Origin of the sequence: Actinophytocola sp. (assembly GCF_009379765.1) — a bacterium.
Classification (GTDB): Bacteria; Actinomycetota; Actinomycetes; order Mycobacteriales; family Pseudonocardiaceae; genus Actinophytocola.
Window position 1 is genome coordinate 1 of record NZ_WHTD01000116.1, and the last position, 25906, is coordinate 25906.

Here is a 25906-nt window from a genome sequence, read left to right on the forward strand (position 1 = left end):
CCCTGTCGCGTCGGGTGTACGACACACCTCGCCCTCACCCGACCATCGCCACGAGTCGACACGGCGACGTGGGGGGTCGACACGGCTGCGTCACGGGGCGACATGGCGACGCGAGGGGGCGACACGGCGACGGGGCGACATGGCGACGCGAGGGGGCGACACGGCGACGTGGGGGGCGTCACGGGGTGACATGGGGCGGGGCGCGGGGCGTGGCAGGCTGATGCGCATGACTGATGCGGACAAGCCGGCCATCGCGGTCCTCGGTGCGGGCAAGATCGGCGAGGCGCTCCTCTCCGGCCTGCTCACCGGCGGCCGGCGGGCCGACGAGCTCATGTTCACCGAGCGCCACCCGGAGCGCGCGACCGAGCTGACCACCCGCTACGGCGTCCGCGGGGTCGACGTGGCCACCGCCGCCAAGGAGGCCGGCGTCCTGGTCGTCGCGGTCAAGCCGCAGGACATCGAGCCGCTCCTCGACGAGCTCGCGCCGGTCACCGACCCGAGCAAGCTCATCGTCTCGCTGTGCGCGGGCCTGCCGACCGCACTGTACGAGCGCCGCCTCCCCGAGGGCGTGCCGGTCGTGCGCGTCATGCCCAACACCCCGATGGTCGTCGGCGAGGCGATGAGTGCCATCTCGCCCGGCCGCTACGCCACCGCCGAGCACCTCGCCGTCGTCGAGCACCTGCTGTCCACGGTCGGGACCGTCGTCCGGGTGCCCGAGTCGCAGCAGGACGCCGTCACGGCGCTCTCCGGCTCCGGCCCGGCGTACTTCTTCTACCTGGTCGAGGCCATGATCGATGCCGGCATCCTGCTCGGCCTGCCGCGTGCGGTGTCCGAGAAGCTGATCATCCAGTCTGCGGTCGGCGCGGCCGCGATGCTGGCCAGGACCGGTGAGCACCCGGTGATCCTGCGCGAAGCCGTCACCTCGCCGGCCGGCACCACCATCATGGCCATCCGTGAGCTGGAGAAACACGGTGTCCGGGCCGCGTTGCTGGCCGCGATCGAGGCCGCACGGGACCGCTCGCAGGAGCTCGGCCGGGCGCATGACGAGAACTGACGACGGCCCGCCGGTCGGCGCAAATTTCGGTGGTATTGCGTCCGCGGCGTCGCATGAGTCACACCAGTCCCGCTACTCTCGGGTGAAGCACGTGCGTGTCGGACCCGTCGGTGGGGAAGCCGACGGCGCGATGCGTGTCGAAGGGCTCGGTGAGCATGCCGGCTGACAAGAACGACCCGGAGCATCCAGGCCTCGCACAGGTGCAGTTCCTGACCGTCGCCGAGGTCGCCACGGTGATGCGGGTGTCGAAGATGACGGTGTACCGCTTGGTGCACAACGGAGAGCTGCCCGCGGTACGCGTCGGGAAGTCTTTCCGGGTACCCGAGAAGGCGGTCGACGACTATCTGCGCAGCGCCTATTTCGACGCTGGCTAGTGCCGGTGACCGGAGGCCGACGGCGTCCGGGTAACCTGGATGACCGTTGTGCCTGGTAATTTCGAGCACGTCCGTGACCTGCCGGTCGAGTGGTCGTAGCCGCCCAGGCAAGATCGACCACCGACTACAGCAAGGGGTCCACATGGGCTCGGTCATCAAGAAGCGCCGCAAGCGCATGTCGAAGAAGAAGCACCGCAAGCTGCTGCGCAAGACGCGCGTCCAGCGTCGCAAGCTCAAGAAGTAGGTCGCTGTCCCGGGTGCCGCCGAACGAGTGACATCCGGGAACACAGCGTGTGACCTGCGTTAATTACGCGTTGCCAGCGACAGATCGATCACGATTCGGATGTACAGTCGCCGGGTGGTCCGCCACCGTGATAGCCGGGCCGTCCTCCTTACGTGATCGATTCATCGGAGTCGTATGGCGCCCAAAGTCCTCCTGGTGACCGGAGTCGCCGACCACCTGGGGGGTCGACTGGCCGCGCGGCTGGCGGCCAACCCCGACATAGATCGAGTACTCGGGGTCGACACCCGGCCACCCGCGACGGGCGTGCCCGCGCGGGTGGAGTTCGTGGCCGCGGACATCCGCAACCCACGGATCGCCAAGGTGATCAGCTCGGCGAAGGTCGACACCGTGGTGCACGCCGCGCCGCGGGCGAGCGTCGGGCCGTCGCGTTCCGCGATCAAGGAACGCAACGTCATCGGCACCATGCAGCTGCTGGCCGCCTGCAAGCGGTCACCGCGGTTGCGCAAGCTCGTGGTGAAGTCCACCGCCGAGGTGTACGGCGCCAGCGCGACGTCGCCCGCGGTGTTCACCGAGCAGGACCCGCTCGCCGGCGGTCGGGACCGCGAGCCCGCCGAGATCGAGGCGTACGTGCGCGGGTTCGCCCGCCGCCGCCCCGATGTCGCGCTGACGACCATGCGGCTGGCCGAGCTGATCGGGCCGGGTGTGGACACCGCGCTGGCCCGCTACTTCCGGCTGCCCGTGGTGCCGACCGTCCTCGGCTTCGACGCGCGGGTACAGCTGCTGCACCCGCAGGACGCGGTCGCGGCCCTGGAGCGGGCGACCGTCCACGATCTGCCCGGCGTGTTCAACGTCGGCGGTGACGGGGTAATCCTGCTGTCCCAAGCGGTCCGCCGGGCCGGGCGGGTGGCGCTGCCGATGCTGCGTGCGGCGATTCCCGCCGCCACCAAGCTGGTGCGCGGTGCCGCGCCGGTGCACTTCTCGCCGGATCTCGCCCGGCTGCTCAACTACGGCCGGGTGATCGACACGACCCGGCTCAAGACCACGTTCGGGTTCGCGCCGAGGTGGTCCACGGCAGCCGCATTCGATGACTACGTGCGCACCGCGCACCAGGAGATGAGCCAGTGAACGGTCGTACGGCCGACGTGATCCAGCTGCCGCGCCGGGCGCTCGACGGGGCGGTGCACGTCCGCCCGGCCACCGTCACCGGCCGGCCGGCGCCGGTCGCCCGGCTGCACCCGCGGACCGAGCCGGAGCCAGGGCTCCTGGCGGGCGCCGCGCGGTTCGTGCGCCGCAGGCTCACCGGCACGTACCCGGTCGACGACTTCGGCTTCGACCCCGAGCTCACCGACGCGGTGCTGATGCCGCCGCTGCGCGCGATCTACGAGAAGTGGTTCCGCGTCACCGTCACCGGCGCCGGGAACCTCCCGGCCGGCACGGGCGCACTGGTCGTCGCCAACCACTCCGGCACGCTGCCGTGGGACGCCGTGATGACCGCGGTCGCCGTGCACGACAACCACCCGGAGCGCAAGCACCTGCGGATGCTGGGCGCGGACCTCGTGTTCAAGGTCCCGGTGCTCGGGAGCCTCGCCCGCAAGACCGGCCAGACGCTGGCGTGCAGCGCGGACGCGCAGCGCCTGCTGCGCGCGGGCGAGATGGTCGGGGTGTGGCCGGAGGGCTTCAAGGGGATCGGCAAGCCGTTCAGCGAGCGGTACCGCCTGCAGCGCTTCGGCCGCGGCGGCTTCGTGGCGACCGCGCTGCGGGCCGGGGTCCCGATCATCCCGTGCTCGATCGTCGGGGCGGAGGAGATCCACCCGAAGATCGCCGACTTCCAGCCGCTGGCGCGGTTGCTCGGCCTGCCGTACTTCCCGGTGACGCCGCTGTTCCCGCTGCTGGGCCCGCTGGGCGCGGTCCCGCTGCCGACGAAGTGGACCATCGACTTCGGCGAGCCGGTCCGCACCGACCGCGCGGCGCCGGACGCCGACCAGGACCACGCGCTGGTGCTGGACATTGCCGACCAGGTCCGCGACACCATCCAGGCCACCCTCACCCGCCTGGTCGCCGCTCGCCCCTCTATCTTCACCTAGTCCGCCTCCCCGGAATTAAAAGTGTTGGTTGCGTTCCGGCGGATGGTGCGGATCTCTGGTGGTTGGTGGTTGGGTGCCGTCACGGTCCCCTGGGCTTATGCGCGTTTGCGGTAGGCGAGGCCGGCGGCTACGGCGCCGGCCACCGCGCTCGCGCCCAGCACCGACGGGACGCCGATCTTCGCGGCCTTGCGGCCCGTCCGGAAGTCGCGGATCTCCCAGCCGCGCTTGCGGGCGGCCTCCCGCAGCGAGCCGTCCGGGTTGACCGCCACCGCGGTGCCGACCACCGAGAGCATCGGCACGTCGTTGGCCGAGTCGGAGTACGCCGTGCAGCGGCGCAGGTTCAGGCCCTCGCGCGCCGCGAGCGCCCGGACCGCGTGGGCCTTCGCCGGGCCGTGCAGCATCTCGCCGACCAGCCGGCCCGTGTAGACGCCGTCCTCGCTCTCCAGCACGGTCCCGAGCGCGCCGGTCAGACCGAGCCGGCGGGCGATGATCGTGGCCAGGTCGACCGGGGTCGCGGTGACCAGCCAGACGCGTTGGCCCGCGTCCAGGTGCATCTGGGCCAGCGCGCGGGTACCCGGCCAGATCTTGTCGGCCATCAGCTCGTCGTAGATCTCCTCGCCGTGGGTCATCAGCTCGGCGACCGAGTGACCGGCCACAAAGGACAGGCCGGACTCGCGGGCGTTGCGGATGCCGTCGTGGGTCTCCCGGCCGCCGACCCGGAACCTGACCTGCTGGAAGGCGAACTTGGCCAGATCGGAGCTGGTGAAGAACTTGCGCGCGGCCATCCCGCGGGCGAAATGGAAGATGGACGCGCCCATCATCATCGTGTTGTCCACGTCGAAGAACGCCGCCGCGGTGAGGTCCACGGGCGGCGCAGGACGGCCGGGCTCGTCGGGCTCGGCGCGTTCGAGGACGACCGCGGCCTCCGCCGAGGCCTCGCCGGCGAGCGTGGCTAGCTGCTCGAGCTCCGGCTCCTTGTCACGGCCACGCCACAGGGACACGGCATCGCCTCCGCGTATCCGACCCACAGGTGCAACTCCACCGACAGCGTAGCGATGCTGGTCATTGACCGATCCGCACGCCGGGCAGCCCGGGCAGCAGAGGTGGCAGCTCGATCGCCGGCAACGGCAGTGGCAGCACGATCGTCGAACCGTCCCCGGGCGGTTGCTCGGCGCCCGGGGACGGGTCCGAGCCGGGAGGCGCAGGCTGCGGCACGGTTCGCGCGACCGGCGGCAGCGGTGGCAGGGCCGGGGTCGGCTGCCCCGACGTCGACGGTTCCGCCCCCTGCGGCGGAACCGTCGGCTGCACGGAGCTGTCGGTGTCCCCGGGCACACTCGACGACGGCGCGTTCGGGTCAGCCCCGGTCGCGTCTCCGCAGGCGCCGGTGGCCGGCAGCGCGCCGACGTCGTCGAACGACCCGGAGGTGATCTGGTAGCAGTCCATCCGAGCGAACAACGCGCCCGCCCTGGTCGCGATCTTGTCGAGCAGCGCGAGCGTCGCTGTCTCCCGGTTGCGCGCGGCCGCCGGCAACCGCGGCGTCACCTCGGTCAGCCGGGCGTCCTGCTGCTGCGCCCACGAGCGCAGCGCGTCGAGCTGGCGGCCGTCGGCGCGGGTCGCCAGCGCGATCAGCTGGCGGGAGCCCGCCGCGGCGTCGTTGTCGAAGTCGGTGAGCGCGGTGAGGTAGCCACCCACCGGAGCGCTGTCGCGATCCGGGTAGCGCCGGGCGAGCGTCTCGATCTCGCCCACCCGGGCGCCGGCGAACTCGAGGTGCTTGAGCGCCTGGGGCTCGTCGCCGAAGGTGAGGCCGAGCGAGGCGGCCTCCGCGGTGCGCTTGACGCCGTAGAGGGCGTCGCCGGGGAGCGCGTCGCGGGCGAGCAGCAGGCTCATCCCGGTCAGCGAGCCGATGAGAGCGAGCACCGCGACCGCGGCGATCGCGAACCGGGCCCGGGCGCCGGACATCGGCCGTGCCGGCTCCCGGTCGGGTCTGTCGGACCGGTCGGCCCGACCCTTGGGACCGCGCGGCCCCCGACGCGCCCGCGCGGTTCTCCCCGGTGCGACCGGCCGTGGCCGGCGCATCAGGTCTGTGGTGACGGTTGCCGCGCCCGCGGCCCGGGTGGTGCCGGCGCCGGCGGCCGGCGCCTCCGGTAAGCCGGCAAGGATCCGCTCGCGGATGCGATCGCGTTCCGCGCCCGTCGGTGCGGTCAGCGGGGCCAGCCACGCCATGGCCGGCACGACGGTGCGGTCGTGCTCGGCGTCTTCGCGATCCGGTCCGCTTTCCACAATCGTGCTCCGTGTCGTTCCTGGAACCGATCCAGGATCTCGTGTTGTGAACGATCCGGCAGGGGGCGGGTTACGGCCCCACGCAACAAATTCAGCTCAGCGCAGCTCCGGTGGCAACAGCTGGGCCAGCCTGCGGACCGCGCGGTGCTGCAGCGCCTTGACCGCGCCCTCGTTGCGGGTCATCACCGCCGCGGTCTCCGCCACCGACAAACCTTGGAGAAACCGCAGGACGATGCACTCGCGCTGATCATCCCCGAGCTGCTGGACGCACTCCAGCAGGGCCGTGCGGGTGGCCTTGGACAGCACCTGCTGCTCCGGCCCGGACTCGACCCGGCGTGAGTCGTCGACCTCCGCGGTGGCGACCTCGAGCCGGAACCGGCTCGACTTCACGTGGTCCAGCACGAGGTTCCGCGCGATCGTGACGAACCAGGCGCCGACGTCGCGGCCCTGGTAGCTCACCGAGGAGATGCGGCGCAGGGCGCGGAGGAAGGTCTCACTCGTGACGTCCTCGGCGAGCTCTCGATCCCCGACCCGGAACAGGACGTAGCGGAACACCACGTCCACGTACCGGTCGTAGAGCTCGGCGAACGCGGACCGGTCGCCCTCCTGCGCGGCGTGCACGAGGTCCCACGAGCTGCCCGGTTCATGGTGCGGGAGGTCGCCCACCTGCGTGGACGCCTCGGAATCGGGCGGCGTTGCCCCCGCTGCGTCCCGCTGAGCTGGGCGCACGGACGGCATGGTCACTCCCTCGTCGGATCCCGGTCGGCCGCACCGCCGACCGGAGCCTTAGGCAGCATACGTGCGGTTACTTCGTAGTAGGTAGCGGTCCACGGATGTGACTCGCCAGGCGGTCAACCGTGACGCACGTGAGTCGTGCCACACTGCGGGAACGTTGCGGGATTCCGGTGTCGACAGCGAAGGGGTTGCCATGGTCGACGCGCTGACGGGCAATGTCGCCGACCTGGTCGCCGAGGCCGGGACGCGGGTGCCCGGACACGCGGCACTCGTCGACCAGGCGTCCGGACGCACCCTGACCTGGCAACACGTCGACGCCGCCGTCGACGCGTTCGCCGGCACGCTCCTGCAGGCCGGCCTCGTGCCCGGCGACCGGGTCGCTGTCGCACTGCCCACGAGCCCTGAGTTTGCCGTGGTGCTCTTCGGTGTGCTGAGGGCGGGCGGCATCGCGGTCCCGATCAGCGTCCAGTCCCCGGCCCGGGAGCTGACCCGGGTGCTCACCGACTCGGGTGCCGAGCTCGTCGTGGGCAGCCTCCCTGACGACGTGTCGGCCGAGGTCACCGTGCTGGCGCCGGCCGACCTCGACGCGACCGCCGAGATCACCGTCCCCGTGCCGGCGCGGGGCGGCGAGGACGTCGCCGTCCTCTGCTACACCTCCGGCACCGCGGGGGTGCCGCGCGGCGTGATGCTGTCCCACCGCGCGCTGCTGTCCAACGTCGAGCAGTGTGCCGCGCTCAAGCCCGCGCCGGTCACCGCGACCGACCGGGTGCTGCTGGTCGTGCCGCTGTTCCACGCCTACGGCCTCGGCCCCGGCCTGCTGCAGGTCGCGGCCGCCGGCGCCACCGCCGTGCTGATGGAGACGTTCGCCGCCGAGCGGGCGCTCGCCGTCTGCGCGGAGCACCGGGTGACCGCGCTGGTGGGGGTGCCGGCGATGTACCAGGCGTTCGCGGCGGTGCCGGCCGACCGGCTCGCCGAGGCGTTGTCGGCCGTGCGCCTGCTCACCTCGGGCGCCGCGCCGCTGGCGCCCGCGCTGCTCGCGGCGATCAAGCACGCCACCGGGCTGTCGGTGTTCGAGGGCTACGGGCTCACCGAGACCGGCCCGGTGCTCACGTCGACGCTGGTCGGCGGCTACGCGAAGCCGGGCTCGGTCGGCCGCCCGCTGCCCGGTGTGGAGCTGGCGCTGGTCGACTCCGACGGCCGCCCGGTCGGCGTCGCGCCGGACCCGGACGAGCCGGCGTGGGTCGACACCTGGGACGACGACGATGAGTCGGAGACCGGCCGGGTTGCCGCGTGCGGGCCGAACCTGTTCTCCGGCTACTGGCCGGACGGCGCGCACGGCCCGGACGCCGACGGCTGGTTCCGCACCGGCGACGTCGGCTACCTCGACGCGGACGGCGACCTGTGCCTGGTCGACCGGGCGAACGACCTGATCATCGTCAACGGGTTCAACGTGTACCCCAACGAGATCGAGCGGGTTCTCGACGAGCTCGCCGAGGTGGTCGAGTCGGCCGCGGTCGGCGTTCCGGACAAGCGGACCGGCGAGCAGGTGAAGGCCGTGCTCGTGCTGCGGGCGGGCGCCTCGCTCACCGAGGACGCCGTGCGGGAGCACTGCGCGGAGCGGCTGGCCCGGTTCAAGGTGCCGCGGTCGGTCGAGTTCGTCGAGGCGCTGCCGTACTCGCCGACAGGCAAGGTCCGGCGGGCGAGCCTGCGGGGTAGCGTCACCTGAATGGTGACCGTGATGTCGCGGCAGGGCTGCCACAACTGCGAGGTGGCCGAGGCCGAGGTGGCCCGGATCTGTGCCGACCTGGGTGTCGAGTGGTCGGTGAGCGACGTCGACTCGAACCAGGAATGGCGCGCCGAGTACGGCGACCGGGTCCCGGTGATCCTCGTCGACGACGTGGAACACGGGTACTGGCAGGTCGAGGAGGACCGCCTGCGCGCCGCGCTCACCGCCCGGCAGTCGGCGCGGTAATGAACCCGTAAGCGGGAATCGGTTGAACCTTGGCGCCGCCTGCGACGAATGTTGAGACGTGCAGCTCGATACCCGCGCCCAGGCGCCGACCCCGCAGCCACCCGGACCGAGGATGGGCAGGGGCAGGGCGATCACCGTCGCGCTCGGGTCGCTGCTCGCGGCGCTCGCGGCGGGGCACCTCGTCGCGGCGTTCGTCGGGCCGACGGCCTCGCCGTTCCTCGCCGTCGGGAACTGGGTGCGGGACATCTCGCCGCATCCGGTCACCGAGTGGGCCAAGGAGACCTTCGGCACGTTCGACAAGACCGTCCTGTTCATCGGCGTGACCGTCGTGGTCCTCGGGCTCGCGGTCGTCGCGGGGCTCGTCTCGCGGACCAGGGTCTGGCCGGGGCAGGCCGTCGCCGCCGGGCTCGGGGCCATCGGGTTCGTCGCCGTGCTCACCAGGCCGGACCTCGGCCAGCTCGGGTTCCTCGCGCCCACCGCCAGCCTGCTCGTCGGCGTGGGTGGGTTTCGCTGGCTGCACGGGCTGGCCGTCGCGGCCGGCGGCACCGACTACGACCGGCGGCGGTTCATGCGCGTCTCGGCCGGGGTCGTCGTCGGCGCGGGCGTGCTCGGCACCATCGGCCAGCTGATCGGCAACCGGGTCGACATCGAGGCGTCGCGCCGGCAGGTCGGCCGGCTGCGCGTCGCCGAACCCGCGCCGAAGCTCCCGGCCGACGCGGCCTTCCCCGGCACGTCGAGCTTCATCACCGGCAACGCCGACTTCTACCGCATCGACACCGCGCTCACCGTCCCGCGGATGACCGCCGACGACTGGCGGCTGCGCGTCCACGGTCTGGTCGACCGCGAGCTGACCTTCGACTTCGCCGACATCCGCGGCCGCAAGCTCATCGAGCGCCCGATCACGATGGCCTGTGTGTCCAACGACGTCGGCGGCTCGCTCGTCTCCACCGCCAACTTCATCGGCATCCCGCTGCGCGACATCCTCGACGAGGCCGGCGTCCGGAGCGACGCCGACCAGCTCCTCTCCACCAGCGTCGACGGCTTCACCGCCGGCAGTCCCGTCGACGCCGTCCTCGACCCGGACCGCGGCGCGATGCTCGCCATCGGCATGAACGACGAGCCGCTGCCGGTCGAGCACGGGTTCCCCGCGCGGCTGGTCGTCCCGGGCCTCTACGGGTACGTCTCGGCCACCAAGTGGGTGACCGACCTGGAGCTGACGACGTTCGCGGCACAGGAGGGCTACTGGGTCCCGCGCGGCTGGTCGGCACGCGGGCCGATCAAGACCCAGTCCCGCATCGACAGCCCGCAGGACGGCGCGACCACCGACCGCGGGATGACCGTGGCCGGCGTCGCGTGGGCCCCGACCGTCGGCATCGACAAGGTCGAGGTCGCCGTCGACGGCATGTGGCACACCGCCGAGCTCGGCGCCGAGGTGGACCTCAACACCTGGCGCATGTGGCGGGTCGACCTCGACCTGCCCGCGGGCGACCACCGGATCGCGGTCCGCGCCACCGACCGCACCGGCCACACCCAGACCGACCGCTACGCACCGCCCGCCCCGGACGGCGCCACCGGCTGGCACACGATCTCGATCAGCGCGCGGTGACGGTCAGCACCCCTCCAGCCGGGCGCGACCCCGAAGTAGTAGACAGGGTGTATGCCGCACGAAACGGCCCTGGCTTGCGATTTTGTGCCTGCGTTCACAAGCGGCTACCGTAAGCACATCCCAGGGGCGTATCTGTCAAGGAGTATCAGCGTGGCGCAGCGTGGCCAGTCCGACGCAGCCGGTAGAACCCCACGCGCGCCGACGGAGAACGCCGCGGAGATCACCACACCGATGCCGGCGATCGGCACCGGCATGGCCGGCAACGGCATGCGGGATCGCGCCCGCGCCATCCCCGAGGCCGCCGTCGCCCGACTGGCCGTCTACCTCCGCGTCCTGTCCGGCATGCGCGAGCAGGGCATCGGGAGCGTCTCGAGCGAGGAGCTGTCCGTCGCGGCCGGCGTCAACTCCGCCAAGCTGCGCAAGGACCTCTCCTACATCGGCTCCTACGGCACCCGCGGCGTCGGCTACGAGGTCGAGGTCCTGGTCGACCAGATCGAGCGCGTGCTGGGCCTCACCCGCGAGCAGAGCGTCGCCGTGGTCGGCATCGGCAACCTCGGCCACGCGCTCGCCAACTACGGCGGCTTCCCCGGCCGCGGCTTCCCGGTCACCGCGCTCTTCGACGTCGACCCCGACCTGATGGGCGTGCCCGTCGGCGGCATCCCGGTCGACCACATCGACGACATCCCCTCGGTGTGCGCCGCCCGCGAGGTCACCATCGGCGTCATCGCCACCCCGCCGCCCGCCGCGCAGGCCGTCTGCGACCGCCTCGTGCAGGCAGGCGTCGAGTGCATCCTGAACTTCGCCCCGGTCGTCCTCCAGGTCCCGGAGACGGTCGAGGTCCGCAAGGTCGACCTCGCGGTCGAGCTGCAGATCCTCTCCTTCCACGTGGCCCGACGCGCGGACCACGCGCCCGCCGCCGACGCCACCCCTGCCCAGCGGGTCGACGGCAGGGTCAACGGCAGGGCCAACCCGGCCGGGCAGACCGGGGTGGTGGTGCAGCGGTGAGCGAGCTTGCGAGCGAATCAAGGTCACAGCGGCGGCACCGAGCCCGCGGAGGGTGCCGGTGTAGCGGAGCCCGCAGAGCCGTGAGCGGAGCTTGCGGAGCGAACCATCGAGCACAGCGGCACCACGAAGCGAGCGAGGTGGCGTCGTGAGTTTCCTGGTCGTTGGGTTGTCGCACCGGTCCGCGGACCTGCGCGTGCTCGAGCGGGCCACGGTGCCCGCGGGCGAGGTCGGCAAGGTCCTCGACGAGCTGACGCGCTGCGCCAACGTCGTCGAGGCCACCCTGGTCACCACCTGCAACCGGATCGAGGTCTACGCGGTCGTCCAGGCCTTCCACGGTGGTCTCGCCGACATCGTGAACGTCCTCGGCCGCCACTCCGGCCTGGACGCCGCCGAGCTGTACGAGCACCTCTACGTGCACTACGCGGGCGCGGCCGTCGAGCACCTCTTCGCCGTCGCCGCGGGGCTCGACTCGATGGTGGTCGGCGAGTCGCAGATCCTCGGCCAGGTCCGCACCGCCTACAACGCCGCACGCGAGGCCGGCACGGTCGGCCGCACGCTGCACGAGCTGATCCAGCGCGCGCTGCGGGTCGGCAAGCGGGTGCACACCGAGACCGAGCTCTCCAAGGCGGGCGGCTCGGTCGTCGCCGAGGCGCTCGCCGACGCCGACATGCGCCTCGACGGCCTCGCGGGCCGCAAGGCCCTGCTGGTCGGTGCGGGCTCCATGGGTTCGCTGACCGCCGCGGCGCTGCGCCGGGCCGGCATCGGCGAGGTCGTCATCGCCAACCGCACCGAGCGGACCGGCGCCCGGCTCGCCGAGGCGCTCGCCGGCCAGGGTGTCGTCGCGAGCGCGGTCGGCCTCTCCGCGCTCGCCGACCAGATCGCCGCCGCCGACCTCGTGGTCTCCTGCACCGGTGCCACGGGCACGGTCATCGACACGGTCGCCGTCACGACGACAGGGGCACCGCGCACCCGCCCGCTGGTCATCTGCGACCTCGGGCTGCCGCGCGACGTGGACGCCGCGGTCGCCGACCTCCCGGGCGTCACGATCATCGACCTGGAGAGCCTGCAGCGCCGCCTCGCCGAGGCGTCGAGCGGCCTGGACACCCGGCGGGCCAGCGGCATCGTCGCCGAGGAGGTCCGCGGCTACCTCGCCACCCAGCGCTCGGCCGAGGTGACCCCGACGGTCACCGCGCTGCGCCGCAGGGCCGCCGAGGTCGTCGACGCCGAGCTGCTCCGGCTGGACTCGCGGCTGCCCGAGGTGGACGCCCGGACGCGCGACGAGGTCGCCCAGACCGTGCACCGGGTCGTCGACAAGCTGCTGCACACGCCGACCGTGCGGGTCAAGGAGCTGGCCTCCGCGCCGGGCGGGGCCGAGTACGCCGAGGCGCTGCGCGAGCTGTTCCAGCTCGACCCGGCACTGCCAACGGCCATCGCGAAGCAGGACCCGGAGCTGGACGGTGAGACGCGGTGAGCGGAGTCATCCGGATCGGCACCCGCGGCAGCGCGCTCGCGCTCGCCCAGACCGCCACCGTGGCCGCCCAGCTGGAGGCCGCGGGCGCGACGGTGGAGCTCGTCACCGTCGTCACGCCGGGCGACCGCTCGGCCGCGCCGATCGCCGAGATCGGCATCGGCGTCTTCACCTCGGCGCTGCGCGACGCGCTCGCCGACGGCACGGTGGACGTCGCCGTGCATTCGTACAAGGACCTGCCGACCAAGCCCGACCCGAGGCTGTCGCTCGCCGCGGTGCCACCGCGCGCCGACCCCCGGGACGCGCTGGTGGCCAGGGACTCGCTGACGCTCGGCGAGCTGCCGCCCGGTTCCCGGGTCGGCACCGGCTCGCCGCGCCGGGCCGCGCAGATCCAGGCGCTCGGGCTCGGTTTGGTGGTCGTGCCCATCCGCGGCAACGTGGACAGCCGCATCCGCAAGGTCGGCCGTCCGGAAGATGGCGGTGAGCTCGATGCCGTCGTGCTGGCCAGGGCCGGCCTCGCCCGGCTGGGCCGGCTCGACGTGATCACCGAGGTGCTGGATCCGATCCAGGTGCTGCCCGCGCCCGCGCAGGGGGCGCTCGCGGTGGAGTGCCGGGTCGACGACATGGATACCGAACACCTCCTCCAGTCCATTGTGGACGATGAAGCCACCAGGGTCGCGGTGGCCGCCGAGCGGGCCATGTTGGCCGCGCTCGAGGCAGGCTGCAACGCCCCGGTTGGCGCTTTGGCCGATGTGGTCGAGGACCTCGACAGCGGCGACGACGGGGTGGACCGGGTGGTTCACCGCCTGTCGCTGCGCGGGGTCGCGGCCGCGAACTGGACCGCCGACGGCAACCTCGAGGGGACTGCCGTCGACCTGCTCCGGGCCTCGGCTACCGGTGACCTGACCGAAGGTGAGCAGCTGGGGCGTGCACTGGCCGCCGAGCTGCTCGAGCTCGGAGCCGGCGTGCTGTCCGGCCCCGAGTCGTCATAGATAGAGGAAGTGGCCAAGACAATGACCACCCGTACCCGAAAGAGCTCGGGTCGCATCGCGTTCGTGGGCTCCGGGCCCGGCGACGCCGGGCTTCTCACCGTCCGGGCCAAGGAGCTCCTTGCCCGGGCCGAGCTCGTCGTGACCGACCCGGATGTGCCGGCCGGCGTGCTGGAGCTCGCCGGCCAGGGCGTCGACGGCGACGTCGAGGTCCGCCCGGCGGTGGGCGAGCCCACCGATGTCGCGAAGGACCTGGTGACCGAGGCGAAGGCAGGCCGGGTCGTGATCCGCCTGGTGTCCGGCGACCCGCTGACCCATGCCGCGCTGGTCGCCGAGGCGCAGGCGGTGGCCCGCACGAGCGCCGTGTTCGACGTCGTGCCGGGCGTGCCGCCGGGCACCGCGGTCCCGGCCTACGCCGGCATCGCGCTCGGCTCGACGCACACCGAGGTCGACGTCCGTGGCGAGGTGAACTGGGCGGGCCTCGCGGCCACCCCGGGCCCGATCGTCCTGCTCGCGAGCTCGAGCCACCTGGCCGAGGCCGCCTCCGCGCTGGTCGAGCACGGCCTCGCCGCGCAGACCCCGGTCGCGGTCACCGCCGACGGCACCGGCTCCGGCCAGCGCACGCTGGACACGACGCTCGCGTCGCTGTCGGCGGACGCCGGCGAGATCGCCGGCGACCTGGTCGTCACCGTCGGCCAGGCGGTGTCCGGCCGGACCAAGCTGTCCTGGTGGGAGTCCCGCGCGCTGTACGGCTGGCGGGTGCTCGTGCCGAGGACCAAGGACCAGGCCGGCGAGATGAGCGACCGGCTGCAGCTGCACGGCGCCATCCCGTCCGAGGTGCCGACGATCTCCGTCGAGCCGCCGCGCAGCCCCGCGCAGATGGAGCGCTCGGTCAAGGGCCTGGTCGACGGCCGCTACCAGTGGCTGGTGTTCACCTCGACCAACGCGGTGCGCGCGGTGTGGGAGAAGTTCGCCGAGTTCGGCCTGGACGCCCGTGCGTTCTCCGGCGTGAAGATCGCCTGCGTCGGCGAGGCCACCGCGGCGAAGGTGCGCGGCTTCGGCATCATCCCCGAGCTGGTGCCCTCCGGCGAGCAGTCGAGCGAGGGGCTCCTCGACGAGTTCCCGCCCTACGACGACATCCTCGACCCGGTGGACCGCGTGCTGCTGCCGCGGGCCGACATCGCGACCGAGACGCTCGCGGCGGGCCTGCGTGACCGCGGCTGGGAGATCGACGACGTGACCGCGTACCGCACGGTGCGTGCCGCGCCGCCGCCCGCCGAGACCCGCGAGATGATCAAGACCGGTGGCTTCGACGCGGTGTGCTTCACCTCGTCGTCCACCGTGCGGAACCTCGTCGGCATCGCCGGCAAGCCGCACACCCGCACGCTCGTCGCCTGCATCGGCCCGAAGACCGCGGAGACCGCGCGGGAGTTCGGCCTGCGGGTGGACGTCCAGCCGGAGCACGCCCAGGTGCCGGCGCTGGTCGACGCGCTCGCCGAGCACGCCGCCCGGCTCCGTGCCGAAGGCGCGCTGCCGCCGCCGCGCAAGACGAAGCGAGCCCGCCGCTAGGAGGCGCGCATGTTCCCCAGCCACCGGCCCCGCCGGCTGCGCACCACGGCCGCCATGCGCGGGCTGGTCGGCGAGACCGAGGTCCGCCCGAACCAGCTCGTGCTGCCGATGTTCGTCAAGGAGGGCGCGACCGAGCCGGTGCCGATCGCGACCATGCCCGGCGTCGTCCAGCACACCCGGGACAGCCTGCGCAAGGCCGCGGTCGAGGCCGTGCGGTCCGGGGTCGGCGGGCTGATGCTCTTCGGCGTGCCGCGGACGCGGGACGCGGTCGGGTCCGGCGGCATCGACCCGAACGGCGTGCTCAACGTGGCGCTGCGCGACCTCCGTGCGGAGCTCGGCGACGAGACCGTGCTGATGTCGGACCTGTGCCTGGACGAGTTCACCGACCACGGCCACTGCGGGGTGCTCGACCACGACGGCAACGTCGACAACGACGCCACCCTGCGGGTGTACGGCGAGATGGCGCTCGCGCAGTCCGAGGCGGGCGCGCACCTGCTAGGCCCCAGCGGGATGATGGACGGCCAGGTCGGCGCGATCCGCGAGGCGCTGGACCGGGCCGGCCACACCAGCACCGGGATCCTGGCCTACTCGGCCAAGTACTCCTCGGCGTTCTACGGCCCGTTCCGCGACGCCGTCGAGTCGCAGCTCACCGGCGACCGCAAGACCTACCAGCAGGACCCGGGCAACGTCCGGGAAGCGCTGCGCGAGGTCCGGCTGGACCTCGACGAGGGCGCCGACGTGGTGATGGTCAAGCCGGCCATGCTCTACCTCGACGTCATCCGCGCGGTGGCCGAGATCAGCGACGTTCCCGTTGCGGCGTACCAGATCTCGGGCGAGTACGCGATGATCGAGGCGGCCGTGGCGGGCGGCTGGCTGGACCGGCGCGCGGCCGTCCTGGAGACGCTCACGGCCATCCGCCGGGCCGGCGCGGACATCATGCTGACGTACTGGGCCGTGGAAGCCGCGGGCTGGTTGCGTTGACCCGCAAGGTGGAGAGGTAACCTGCCGCCCGTGACGAAGCCAGGCAATTCGGACCCCGGCGAGCCCAAGGACACCGACGAGACGGTCGACCCCGAGCCGTTGATGTCGGAGCTCGAGAAGGCGCCGCCGGCCCCGAAGGAGAAGCCCGTGATGCCGACCGCCCGCGAGGCGGCTCGGGACCACGACGACAAACCGCGCCCCCGAGTCCTGCGGATCGCGTTCTACCTGGCGATCGCCTCGGGGATCGTGGGGCTGGTCAGCGGCATCGACCTGATCGTCAACAAGGCGACGCTGGTCGACAGCGCGCTCAACGTGGACACCGACCAGCCGCTCACGCCCGACCGCGCCGAGCAGCTCGTGAACACCTTGCTGTGGCTGTACATGGTCGTCGTCGTGGTGCTCGGCGCGTTCCTCGCCCTGTTCGCCTTCAAGGCGCAGGAGGGCGTCCGGCGCGCCCGGATGATGTCGGTGATCATCACCGTGGTCCTGATCGTGTTCCACTTCTACTTCGCCAGGACGGCGTACGGCCAGGTCGGCGGCCTGTTCGCGGCGGTCGCGATCGCGCTGATGTACATCCCGTCCGCGCGGGACTACTTCGGTCCGCGCCAGCCGGTCAGGTGACCGGGCAGGCCCCCGCCGACGAGCCCGACGCTCCGGTGCTGTTCACCGAGCGCGGCTCGTCGTGGTGGCCGCTGCTGTGGGGGCCGCTCTTCGCCGTGGTCGGCGCCGGGGTGGAGGCCACCACCGGGCCGGTGCACTGGCTGCCCTGGTTCGGCGTCGGCGTCGTCCTGTTCGGCATCGCGGCCGCGTGGGTGTCCGCGCGGCGCAAGGTCTACTTCGTGCGGCTGACCACCGGCACCCTCACCCAGGGGCGCGAGCACCTGGCCACCTCCCGGATCGCGAAGGTCACCGACGTCGGCACGCCGACCGGCGCCAAGGTCCTCGGTGGCGGCTGGCTCGCGCCGCGCAAGACGACCGAGATCCCGGTGCGGCTCGACGACGACAAGGTGGTGCTCGCTTGGGCCCGCGACGACGACGGTCTGCGGGAGGCACTGCGCCGCCTCGTCGAGCCCGAGGCCGGTCATGTTGAATGAGGGGGTGTCGAACCCCCACGACAGTGGCAACGAGCGAGGCTTCTCACCCGAGCCGATGCCGCCCGTCGACGGCGGCGGCGCCGGTGGGATCCCGCGTCCGAAGGCGATCGGCTCCGCGTTCCAGGCCAGCCTCGCCAGCACCGCCATCGCGAGCGTGGCCACGGTCGTCGGCGTGCTGCTGGACCGCGAGTGGCTCGACCGCCTGGTCCGCCAGGTCCTCGAGGACGCGGGTCAGCGCAACGGCCCCGCCGAGGTGGCCAACGCCACCGTCATGATCCAGGTGTTCCTGGGCCTCGGCATCGTGCTGTTCGCGGCCCTGTTCGTGCTGTTCGCGGTGAAGATGCGGGTGGGCCGCAACTGGGGCCGGATCGTGCTCACCGCGTTCGCGGCCCTCGGCGTGATGAACTTCCTGTCCGCGGTCGCGAGCACGGGTGCCGACCTGAACCTCATGTGGAGCCTCGCCGAGGTGGCGTTCGCGGTCACCGCCGTGATCTACATGTTCCGCCCGGAGTCGTCGGCCTACTTCGCCGAGCACAAGAAGCGCCGGCTCGCCCGGCGCGGGGAGAACCGCCGATGAGAGGCTCGCCGTCGTGACAGCACCGCAGGCCACCGAAGAGCTGGTCGCGCCGCCGCCCACCGAGCGGAGCCGGCTGCACCGTCCGTGGCGGGCGCTGGTGGCGCTCGTGGAGCTGCTGGTGGCGGGCGGGCTGGTGCTGCTCGCTTTCTGGGCGTGGCCGCGCGGCTTCGCCACGATCACCACGGTCGTCGGGGACGGCACCGAGCTGGTGTCCACCCGCATCTACGGCAACTGGCTCGGCGGCGCCATCGGGTTCGGCACGGTCGCGGCGCTGCTCGTGCTCGACGCGCTGCGGCAGGTCGTGCTCGCGGTGCGGACCCGGCCCAAGCGTGCGAAGCGGGCGAAGAACTCGGACGCGAAGGTGGCAAGTGAGGACTGAGGTGGAGACGGCACGGCGGTCCGCGGCACTGTTCGAGCGGGCGCGAGCGGTCACTCCCGGTGGGGTCAACTCGCCGGTCCGCGCGTTCCAGGCGGTCGGCGGTACGCCTCGGTTCATGGTCCGCGGCGAGGGCCCGCACCTGTGGGACGCCGACGGCACCAGGTACGTGGACCTGGTCGGCTCCTGGGGCCCGATGATCCTCGGCCACGCGCACCCCGCGGTGGTCGACGCCGTCCGTGCGGCGGCGGCGTCCGGGCTGTCGTTCGGCACGCCGACCGTGGGCGAGATCGAGCTGGCCGAGGAGATCATCGGCCGGGTCGGCCCGGTCGCGGCGGTGCGGTTGGTCAACTCGGGCACCGAGGCGACGATGAGTGCCGTCCGGCTGGCCCGGGGGTTCACCGGGCGGCGCAAGATCGTGAAGTTCGCCGGCTGCTACCACGGACACGTCGACGCGTTGCTGGCCGACGCGGGCTCCGGGGTGGCCACGCTCGGCCTGCCGACCACGCCCGGCGTCACCGGCGCCGCCGCGGCCGACACGATCGTCCTGCCGTACAACGACCGCGCCGCCGTGGCGGCCGTCTTCGCCTCGGACGGCGCGGACATCGCGGCGGTGATCACCGAGGCGGCGGCCGGCAACATGGGCGCGATCCCGCCGGAGCCCGGCTTCAACCAGGCGCTGCGTGACCTGTGCACGGCGCACGGCGCGCTGCTGGTGATGGACGAGGTGATGACCGGCTTCCGCGTGTCGACCGCCGGTTGGTACGGCCTCGAGTCCGTGCCGGGCGACCTGTACACGTTCGGCAAGGTGATGTCCGGCGGCCTGCCCGCCGCGGCGTTCGGCGGCCGGACCGACGTCATGGCCGCGCTCGCCCCGTCCGGCCCGGTGTACCAGGCGGGCACGCTGTCCGGGAACCCCGTCGCGGTGGCCGCGGGCCTGGCCTCGCTGCGCGCGGCGACACCCGAGGTCTACCCGGTGCTGAACGCGCACGCGACCCGGCTCGGGGCGCTGCTGGGCGACGCGCTGGCCGCGGCCGGCGTGGCGCACCGGGTGCAGTTCGCCGGCAACCTGCTCTCGGTGTTCTTCGCCGAGGAGCCGGTCCGGGACTACCCGGGCGCGAAGGCCGCCGAGACGTGGCGGTACCCGGCGTTCTTCCACGCGCTGCTGGCGCGCGGGGTGTACGCGCCGCCGAGCGCGTTCGAGGCCTGGTTCGTCAACGCGGCGATGGACGACGCGGCGTTCGAGGTGATCGCCTCCGCGCTGCCCGCGGCCGCCGCCGCGGCGGCGGCCGCATCGGAGGGGGAGCGGTGACCACTCGCACGACCGTGCACCTGGTGCGGCACGGGGAGGTGGAGAACCCGACGGGGGTGCTCTACGGGCGGCTGCCCGGGTTCGGGCTGTCCGAGCTGGGCAAGCGGCAGGCGCTGATCGTCGCGGAGCACTTGGCGGGCAACGACATCAGCCATGTCGTCGCCTCGCCGCTGGAGCGCGCGCAGCAGACCGCGGGCCCGATCACCGACTCGCACCAGCTGGCGCTCGACACCGACGACCGGCTGATCGAGGCGGACAACGTCTTCGAGGGCATGCGGGTCGCGGTCGGCGACGGGGCGCTGCGCTCGCCGCGGCACTGGCCGCAGCTGCGGAACCCCTTCGTGCCGTCGTGGGGTGAGCCGTACGTGCTGATCGCCCGGCGGATGCTGGCGGCGGTGTACCGGGCGCGGCAGGCGGCGGAGGGCCACGAGGCGGTGTGCGTGTCGCACCAGCTGCCGATCTGGACGGTGCGCCGGTTCCTGGAGGGCAAGCGCCTCTGGCACGACCCGAGTCGCCGGCAGTGTTCGCTCGCGTCACTGACCAGCCTCCTGTTCGAGGACGAGCGACTGGTCGCGATCCGCTACACCGAACCGGCCGGCGCCTCGAGCCCGAAGGTGACCGGCGCATGAGGTTCGTCCTCGTGGCCCTGCTGCTGGTTCTTGCCGGCTGCTCGACGGGAACCGACGCGGTCGAGGACGGCACCGAGTTCCAGTTCGTCTCCCCGGGCGGCAAGGCGGAGCTCACCTACGACGGCGACGACCGGCAGCCGGTCCCGCCGATGTCGGGCGAGGACCTGATGTCCGAGGGTGAGCAGATCGCCGTGTCGGACTTCGAGGACGAGGTCGTCGTCCTGAACCTCTGGGGTGCCTGGTGCCCGCCCTGCCGGGTCGAGGCGCCGGAGCTCGAGAAGGTCTACGAGGAGAAGAAGTCGGCCGGCGTGGTGGTCCTGGGCATCAACGTCCGCGACTACGACCGCACGGCCCCGCAGGACTTCGTCCGCGACACGGGCCTCACCTACCCGTCGATCTGGGACCCGCCCGGCCGGTCGCTGCTGAACCTCAAGGGCTACCCGCGCTCGGTGGTCCCGTCGACGATCGTCCTGGACAAGCGGCACCGGGTGGCGGCGGTCTTCCTGCGCGACGTGCTGGCCGAGGACCTGGTCCCGGTGATCGACCGCCTCCTCGCCGAGAAGTAGCTGAGAAGTAGTAGCGCCGGCCACTCCGGTGGGGAGGCGCCGAGGCCACCGGCGAGCGCGGTGCCTACCCTGACCCCGTGGATCCGACGACCGCCCTCGCCGTCGACGGCCCGCTGTTGCTGGCCAGCGGGGTGGCGCTGCTGGCCGGGATCATCTCCTTCGCGTCCCCGTGCGTGGTGCCACTGGTGCCCGGATACCTGGCCTACCTGGCCGCGCTCGTCGGCGCCGACGCCCCGCCCGTGACGGTGCCCGACAAGGCCGCCGTACCCGCCGGTGCCACCGCCGCCGAGGCCTCCTCCGCGGCCCCCGGCGAAGCCGCCGTGGCATCCGAGCCGGCCGCCGCCGGGCGGTGGCGCATCGTCGGGGCCGTCGGGCTCTTCGTCCTGGGGTTCACCGCGGTCTTCGCGGCCACCGTGGGCAGCCTCGTCTGGCTCGCCGACACCCTGGTGGTCAACCTCGACCTCTTCCAGCGCATCGGCGGCGTGATCATCATCGCGATGGCGCTGGTGTTCGTCGGGCTCATTCCCGGGCTCCAGCGCGACGTCCGCATCCACCGGGTGCCGCGGCTCGGCCTCGCCGGCGCCCCGGTCCTCGGCGCCGTCTTCGGCCTCGGCTGGACGCCCTGCCTCGGCCCCACCCTCTCCGGCGTGATGATCATCGCCAGCAGCACCGGCGGTACCGCGGCCCGCGGGTTCCTGCTCGTCCTCGTCTACTGCATCGGTCTGGGCGTGCCCTTCCTGGTCATCGCGCTCGGCGCCCGCTGGACCGTGCGCACCTCCGGCTGGCTGCGCCGCAACAGCCGGAGGGTCCAACTGGTCGGAGGTGGCCTCCTGTTCGTCGTCGGCGTGCTGCTCGTCACCGGACTGTGGGGCGAGATCACCGCGTGGCTGCGGGACGCCGTCGTCACCGACACGGTGCTCCCGATATGAGCGCGGTCCTGCGCAACACCTGGCGCGGCCTCACCTCCATGCGCACCGCCCTGGTGCTGCTGTTCCTCCTCGCCCTCGCCGCGCTGCCCGGCGCACTCCTGCCGCAGCGCAGCCTGAACGCCGCCAAGGTCAACGAGTACATCGCGAGCCACGGCTGGTGGGGCCGGCTCCTCGACCGCCTCGAGTTCTACGACGTCTACGCCAGCGTCTGGTTCTCCGCGACCTACCTGCTGCTGTTCGTCTCGCTCGTCGGCTGCCTCACCCCGCGCACGCTCGAGTACGCGAAGTCCTTGCGCGCCAGGCCGGTGCTCACCCCGCGCAACCTCGTCCGGCTGCCGCACCACCGCGAGGGCGAGACCGACCGGACCGTCGACGAGGTCCTGGACACGGCCAAGCGGCGGCTCAAGGGATGGCGGATCGAGGAGCGCGAGGAGGAGGACGGCACCCGCAGCATCAGCGCCGAGCGCGGCTACCTGCGCGAGACCGGCAACCTCGTCTTCCACTTCGCCATGCTCGGGCTCATCGTCGCGCTCGCCCTCGGCAAGATGTTCAGCTACGAGGGCCAGGTCATCGTCATGGCCAACGGCGCCGAGTTCTGCAACTCCGGCACCTACGCCTTCGACTCGTTCACCCCGGGCCTGCGCGTCGACGGCACCGACCTCGACGAGTTCTGCGTCACGGTGGACGACTTCACCGCGCACTACCTGCCCACCGGCCAGGCCGACTACTTCCGCGCCGACATCAGGTACCAGGCGGGCGACGACCTCGCGAGCGACACCTGGCGGTCCTACCCGCTGGAGGTCAACAGCCCGTTGCGCGTCGAGGGGGACCGGGTCTACCTGCTCGGGAACGGCTACGCGCCGGTCTTCACCGTCACCTTCCCGAACGGCGAGGAGCGTACGCAGACAACCCAGTGGCGCCAGGTCGACCCCCTCACCTACCTGTCCGAGGGCGCGACCAAGTTCGACCCGCCGGGCGTCACCGACCCGGCCGAGCGGCGCAAGAAGCAGCTCGCCGTCACCGGCCTGTTCGCGCCGACCGCGGTGCTCGACGGGTCGCTCCTGTCCTCCGGCTTCCCGGACCTGCGCGACCCGGCCGTCGCGGTCGACGTCCTGCGTGGCGACCTCGGCAACGAGTCCGGCCGCGGCCAGTCCATCTTCGAGGTCGACCAGTCCATGGTGGACAGTGGGCGGCTCGAGCGGGTCGCGCGCGAGAACATGCGCCCCGGCGACGAGATCGAGCTCGACGACGGCACGGTGGTCAAGTTCGACGACGTCGAGCGCTGGGTGTACCTGCAGGTGTCGCACGACCCCGCGCAGGTGTGGGTGCTCGGCTTCGCGGTCGCGCTGGTCCTGGGCCTCGGCACGTCCCTGGTGATCAAGCGCAGGCGGCTGTGGGTGCGGGCGACCCCGGGCACCGATGACCCCGACGACAACCGCGACGGCAGCGGCCGTACGGTGGTGCTGCTCGGCGGGCTGGCACGTACCGACCAGGCCGGCTACGGCGAGGAGTTCCGCAGGTTCTCCGACGACCTGCTGGACGAGCTGGCACCGGAAGACGGTGACGAGGATCCCGCCAAGCAGGACGTCACCGCGGGGAGGAAGACCTGATGCCGGTCAACGAGACGTTCTCCACCTACAGCGACTGGACGTACGGCGCCGCGGTCGGCGTGTACGTGCTGGCGATGCTGTTCTCTCTGGTCGAGCAGGCTTTCGGCCGCCGCACGAAGGTCGTCGCCCGGGCGCGCGAGCTCGTGGGTGCCGGCGCGCCGGTCGACCACACCGCCGACGACAGCACCACCGACAGCACCACCGACACCGCCGCCGACGAGGTCCTGGAGACCGACGAGCCGGCGCGTGCGGGCCGGGCCGAGCGGTTCGGCCGGATGTCCGTGTCGCTGATCGTGCTGGGCGTCCTGCTGCACGTGACCGCACTGGCGCTGCGCGGACTCGCCACCGGGCGGGTGCCGTGGGGCAACATGTACGAGTTCGGCGCGACCCTCTCGCTCGCCGCGGTCGTGACGTGGCTGGTGATGCTGCGCAAGTTCCCGATCCGGCACCTGTCGGTGTGGTTGCTGCTGCCCGTGATCCTGCTCATGTTCCTGGGCGGGGTGTTGCTGTACACGACGGCCGCGCCCGTACAGCCCGCGCTGCAGTCGTACTGGCTCGTGATCCACGTGTTCTCGATCGCGCTCGGCAGCGGCATGGTCCTCGTGCCGGGCGTGGTGAGCGTGCTGTACCTGATCAAGACCCGCAAGCCCGCGTGGGCCACCCGGCTGCCCGACGCGGAAGTCCTGGACCAGGTCGCCTACCGCACGACGATCTTCGCGTTCCCGATCTACACCGCCGGCGTGATATTCGGCGCGATCTGGGCGGAGTCGGCCTGGGGCCGGTTCTGGGGCTGGGACCCCAAGGAGACCGTGGCGTTCATCGCCTGGGTCGTGTACGCCGCGTACCTGCACTCCCGCGCGACCGCGGGCTGGCGCGGCAGCCGGGCGGCGCTGATCAACATCGTGGGCTTCGCGATGATGGTGTTCAACCTGTTCTTCATCAACCTGGTCGTTGCCGGCCTGCACTCCTACGCGAGTGGCTGAGCACTCCCCGGTCTTCTTGGCAGACTGCCAAGAATCGTCGGCGGAGCCTACTGCTTGATCTTCATTACTGTCCACGTCCGTGTGGTTACGTGACCAGCACTGTTGGACAACCCGCGTCGTTATCAGTACTCTCCGCCACCGGGGTTCGTCACTGTTCATCCTTATGGGTGAGCACTACAGGGCCAGGAGAGTGTGTTGACTGCAGCTGCCTACGGCGGTCGCGAACGTATGTCGGCCGATCGACTGCAGCGCCGAGAGGGTCATCCGCTCGGTGCGCGCAGGGTCTACGAGGACCCGGCCGACGAAGCCGCGGCCAGCGGCGCCGGCAGGCGGTGGACCTTCGGGATCGCCGCCGGCGCGTTGCTCGTCGCCGGCACCGTCGCCGCCGGTGCGTTCGGGCTGAACGGCGACGCGTTACCTTCGGGCGCCGAGGGCGCCCCGGAGCACGCGCCGTCGGCGCCCGGCAACGGCCCCCACGACGGCGGCTCGCCCGCCGCGGCGGGCGACCAGTCCGACAAGAACGACAAGCGGGAGACCGCGCGGCCCACCAAGCCGGCCTCGGCCGGCCCCAGGGTCACCGTCCCGGTCCAGCACGCCCCGCAGGCGGACGAGGCCGACAACGGCGGCCACGCCACCGGTGAGAGCCGCAGTGGGGACGGCGAGAACGTCCGCCCTGCTCCGGCGCCCGCCCCGGCACCCGCGCCCGACCCGGCGCCCGGTCCGGTCGAGCAGGTGGTGACCCCGGTGACCGACACGGTCAGCGACGTCGTCACGCCGGTCACCGACACCGTCGGCGACATCCTGTCGCCGGTCACCGGAATCCTCAGCGGCGGCGGTGACCAGCAGCCGGCACTGACCATGATCGACCCGTTGGGTGGCCTGCTCGGCGGCTGACTCCTCGCCTGGCTCCACGGCCTGGACGGACTGCTCGAAGCGACCCGTGGTTGCTGGTGCGAAGACCGGCGGGCCCCGGTGTCGACTGTCTCCCGAGGCAACGACTACCGTCGCGTGCGGAGGCGGTCTCGGCAGTCTTTTCCAGGGAGGAACCCAGCGGTGAGTGGGCGCGAAGGCGAGCCGGACGTGGCCGGCGTCGGTCAGGACTCGGCTCCGCGGCCCCCGTTCGCCTGGGTGCCGCCGGGAGCCAGGCAGCAGGGTGGCGAACCGGAGACCGAGGACTTCGGCCCACGGCCGCTCGCGTCACATCTGGACGACGATGTGCGCACCGACTCGGCGCCGCACCCGGTCCCGACCGACCCCGCCTCGTCCGGCCCGTACTACACCGAACCGAACGTCTCGGGCCCGCACTACGCGGAGCAGACGCCGTCCGGCCCGCAGCCGCGGCAGTACGCGGATCCGAACGCCTCCGACCCGCACTACGCCGAGCAGACGCCGTCCGGCCCGCAGCCGCGGCAGTACGCGGATCCGAACGCCTCCGACCCGCACTACGCCGAGCAGACGCCGTCGGGACC

27 protein-coding genes and 1 pseudogene are annotated in these 25906 nt (G+C 72.5%); 25 read left to right on the forward strand and 3 right to left on the reverse strand.

Annotated features, from left to right (window positions below):
- The first annotated feature begins 226 nt into the window (after positions 1 to 226).
- From proC to GEV28_RS29095, 5 genes are all read left to right on the forward strand, one after another.
- Positions 227 to 1054, forward strand: coding sequence for a pyrroline-5-carboxylate reductase (gene proC / locus GEV28_RS29075; protein WP_291415645.1), 828 nt, complete (start codon positions 227 to 229; stop codon positions 1052 to 1054).
- Positions 1055 to 1209: 155 nt separating this feature from the next.
- Complete coding sequence (locus GEV28_RS29080; protein WP_291415668.1) at positions 1210 to 1428, forward strand: helix-turn-helix domain-containing protein; 219 nt, start codon at positions 1210 to 1212, stop codon at positions 1426 to 1428.
- A gap of 142 nt (positions 1429 to 1570) precedes the next feature.
- Positions 1571 to 1672, forward strand: coding sequence for an AURKAIP1/COX24 domain-containing protein (locus tag GEV28_RS29085; protein ID WP_018684825.1), 102 nt, complete (start codon positions 1571 to 1573; stop codon positions 1670 to 1672).
- A gap of 174 nt (positions 1673 to 1846) precedes the next feature.
- Positions 1847 to 2797, forward strand: a complete 951-nt coding sequence (locus GEV28_RS29090) for an NAD-dependent epimerase/dehydratase family protein (protein WP_291415646.1) — start codon at positions 1847 to 1849, stop codon at positions 2795 to 2797.
- Positions 2794 to 3756, forward strand: a complete 963-nt coding sequence (locus tag GEV28_RS29095; RefSeq protein ID WP_291415647.1) for a lysophospholipid acyltransferase family protein — start codon at positions 2794 to 2796, stop codon at positions 3754 to 3756. The genes GEV28_RS29090 and GEV28_RS29095 overlap by 4 nt, the downstream gene beginning before the upstream one ends.
- A gap of 95 nt (positions 3757 to 3851) precedes the next feature.
- Here the strand turns inward: GEV28_RS29095 and GEV28_RS29100 are convergent, their stop codons facing one another.
- The 3 genes from GEV28_RS29100 to GEV28_RS29110 all read right to left on the reverse strand — a co-directional run bounded on the left by GEV28_RS29100 (position 3852) and on the right by GEV28_RS29110 (position 6774).
- Positions 3852 to 4757 (reverse strand): HAD family phosphatase, encoded by a 906-nt coding sequence (locus GEV28_RS29100; protein WP_291415648.1) that lies wholly within the window; start codon positions 4755 to 4757, stop codon positions 3852 to 3854.
- Positions 4758 to 4818: 61 nt separating this feature from the next.
- Positions 4819 to 6036 carry a DUF5667 domain-containing protein gene (locus GEV28_RS29105; protein WP_291415649.1) on the reverse strand — a complete coding sequence of 406 codons (1218 nt, stop codon included), beginning with the start codon at positions 6034 to 6036 and terminating at the stop codon, positions 4819 to 4821.
- 96 nt (positions 6037 to 6132) lie between these two features.
- A complete protein-coding gene (locus tag GEV28_RS29110; RefSeq protein ID WP_291415650.1) occupies positions 6133 to 6774 on the reverse strand; it encodes a sigma-70 family RNA polymerase sigma factor in 642 nt (213 codons plus the stop codon).
- Positions 6775 to 6964: 190 nt separating this feature from the next.
- Here GEV28_RS29110 and GEV28_RS29115 point away from each other — a divergent pair, with 190 nt between their 5' ends.
- From GEV28_RS29115 to GEV28_RS29210, 20 genes and pseudogenes are all read left to right on the forward strand, one after another.
- Positions 6965 to 8497 carry an AMP-binding protein gene (locus GEV28_RS29115; RefSeq protein ID WP_291415651.1) on the forward strand — a complete coding sequence of 511 codons (1533 nt, stop codon included), beginning with the start codon at positions 6965 to 6967 and terminating at the stop codon, positions 8495 to 8497.
- Complete coding sequence (locus tag GEV28_RS29120; RefSeq protein WP_291415652.1) at positions 8498 to 8743, forward strand: glutaredoxin family protein; 246 nt, start codon at positions 8498 to 8500, stop codon at positions 8741 to 8743.
- A 58-nt stretch (positions 8744 to 8801) separates the two neighbouring features.
- Entirely contained in the window at positions 8802 to 10349 is a 1548-nt protein-coding gene (locus tag GEV28_RS29125) for a molybdopterin-dependent oxidoreductase (protein ID WP_367115213.1), read from the forward strand.
- 231 nt (positions 10350 to 10580) lie between these two features.
- On the forward strand, positions 10581 to 11354 hold the full coding sequence (locus GEV28_RS29130) for a redox-sensing transcriptional repressor Rex (RefSeq protein WP_291415670.1): 774 nt from the start codon (positions 10581 to 10583) through the stop codon (positions 11352 to 11354).
- 145 nt (positions 11355 to 11499) lie between these two features.
- Entirely contained in the window at positions 11500 to 12825 is a 1326-nt protein-coding gene (locus tag GEV28_RS29135) for a glutamyl-tRNA reductase (RefSeq protein WP_291415653.1), read from the forward strand.
- Entirely contained in the window at positions 12822 to 13814 is a 993-nt protein-coding gene (gene hemC / locus GEV28_RS29140) for a hydroxymethylbilane synthase (protein ID WP_291415654.1), read from the forward strand. Before GEV28_RS29135 ends, hemC begins: the two co-directional genes overlap by 4 nt.
- A gap of 21 nt (positions 13815 to 13835) precedes the next feature.
- Positions 13836 to 15380: a bifunctional uroporphyrinogen-III C-methyltransferase/uroporphyrinogen-III synthase gene (locus GEV28_RS29145; RefSeq protein ID WP_291415655.1), complete on the forward strand. Its 1545-nt coding sequence runs from the start codon at positions 13836 to 13838 to the stop codon at positions 15378 to 15380.
- 9 nt (positions 15381 to 15389) lie between these two features.
- Entirely contained in the window at positions 15390 to 16361 is a 972-nt protein-coding gene (gene hemB, locus GEV28_RS29150; RefSeq protein WP_291415656.1) for a porphobilinogen synthase, read from the forward strand.
- Positions 16362 to 16391: 30 nt separating this feature from the next.
- A complete protein-coding gene (locus GEV28_RS29155; RefSeq protein WP_291415657.1) occupies positions 16392 to 16982 on the forward strand; it encodes a hypothetical protein in 591 nt (196 codons plus the stop codon).
- Complete coding sequence (locus tag GEV28_RS29160) at positions 16979 to 17455, forward strand: hypothetical protein (protein ID WP_291415658.1); 477 nt, start codon at positions 16979 to 16981, stop codon at positions 17453 to 17455. Before GEV28_RS29155 ends, GEV28_RS29160 begins: the two co-directional genes overlap by 4 nt.
- A 4-nt stretch (positions 17456 to 17459) precedes the next feature.
- The gene (locus tag GEV28_RS29165) at positions 17460 to 18032 is read left to right on the forward strand and encodes a hypothetical protein (protein WP_291415659.1); all 573 of its coding nucleotides are present in this window, start codon (positions 17460 to 17462) and stop codon (positions 18030 to 18032) included.
- Between the two features lie 13 nt (positions 18033 to 18045).
- Positions 18046 to 18411, forward strand: a complete 366-nt coding sequence (locus GEV28_RS29170; protein WP_291415660.1) for a hypothetical protein — start codon at positions 18046 to 18048, stop codon at positions 18409 to 18411.
- Entirely contained in the window at positions 18401 to 19720 is a 1320-nt protein-coding gene (hemL, locus tag GEV28_RS29175) for a glutamate-1-semialdehyde 2,1-aminomutase (protein WP_291415661.1), read from the forward strand. The genes GEV28_RS29170 and hemL overlap by 11 nt, the downstream gene beginning before the upstream one ends.
- Positions 19717 to 20349, forward strand: a complete 633-nt coding sequence (locus GEV28_RS29180) for a histidine phosphatase family protein (protein ID WP_291415662.1) — start codon at positions 19717 to 19719, stop codon at positions 20347 to 20349. Before hemL ends, GEV28_RS29180 begins: the two co-directional genes overlap by 4 nt.
- Positions 20346 to 20915: a TlpA disulfide reductase family protein gene (locus GEV28_RS29185; protein WP_291415663.1), complete on the forward strand. Its 570-nt coding sequence runs from the start codon at positions 20346 to 20348 to the stop codon at positions 20913 to 20915. The genes GEV28_RS29180 and GEV28_RS29185 overlap by 4 nt, the downstream gene beginning before the upstream one ends.
- Before the next feature lie 77 nt (positions 20916 to 20992).
- Positions 20993 to 21844: a cytochrome c biogenesis CcdA family protein gene (locus GEV28_RS29190; RefSeq protein ID WP_291415664.1), complete on the forward strand. Its 852-nt coding sequence runs from the start codon at positions 20993 to 20995 to the stop codon at positions 21842 to 21844.
- Complete coding sequence (locus GEV28_RS29195) at positions 21841 to 23454, forward strand: cytochrome c biogenesis protein ResB (RefSeq protein ID WP_291415665.1); 1614 nt, start codon at positions 21841 to 21843, stop codon at positions 23452 to 23454. The genes GEV28_RS29190 and GEV28_RS29195 overlap by 4 nt, the downstream gene beginning before the upstream one ends.
- The gene (gene ccsB / locus GEV28_RS29200) at positions 23454 to 24437 is read left to right on the forward strand and encodes a c-type cytochrome biogenesis protein CcsB (protein WP_291415666.1); all 984 of its coding nucleotides are present in this window, start codon (positions 23454 to 23456) and stop codon (positions 24435 to 24437) included. Before GEV28_RS29195 ends, ccsB begins: the two co-directional genes overlap by 1 nt.
- Before the next feature lie 228 nt (positions 24438 to 24665).
- A complete protein-coding gene (locus GEV28_RS29205) occupies positions 24666 to 25331 on the forward strand; it encodes a hypothetical protein (protein WP_291415667.1) in 666 nt (221 codons plus the stop codon).
- Positions 25332 to 25490: 159 nt separating this feature from the next.
- Positions 25491 to 25906: pseudogene (locus GEV28_RS29210) on the forward strand (hypothetical protein); the annotation flags it as partial.